Origin of the sequence: Roseivivax isoporae LMG 25204, from assembly GCF_000521865.1 — a bacterium.
Taxonomy (GTDB): Bacteria; Pseudomonadota; Alphaproteobacteria; order Rhodobacterales; family Rhodobacteraceae; genus Roseivivax; species Roseivivax isoporae.
Genome location: NZ_JAME01000177.1, coordinates 1 through 376 on the forward strand (window position 1 = coordinate 1; position 376 = coordinate 376).

Genomic DNA, 376 nt, shown 5'->3' on the forward strand with positions numbered 1-376 from the left:
GGAGCGCACGCGGCCCGAGGACCTCGACTTTCCCGACATCGCTGACCTCGTCGCGCGCTGGCGCGACGCGGGCGCGGACCTGGCCGAACGCGCGGCGATCGCCACGGAATCGCTGCGCCGGACCACGCGGCTCCGGGGGCCCGCGGACGACCCGACGGAGGCGCTCGGCATCACCCTCGGCGCGCTCGGCGTCGCGCGCGCACACACCGGGTCGGCCCGCGCCCTGGTCTTCGCGCCCGGCACCGCGCCCGCGCGCGCCGCGGCGGCGCTCGGCGCGGCGGGATTTTCCTGCGTCGTGACCTTCCGCACCGGGGGCGGGACATGAGTCTGGCCGGCGCGATGCTCGTGGCGCTCCTCGTCGACGGGGCGGTGGGCT

The 376-nt window shown here is 78.5% G+C and carries 1 pseudogene; it reads left to right on the forward strand.

What is annotated here, in order from left to right:
- A pseudogene (locus RISW2_RS25315) lies at positions 1-325 on the forward strand (propanediol utilization protein); the annotation flags it as partial.
- Between the last annotated feature and the right edge of the window lie 51 nt (positions 326-376).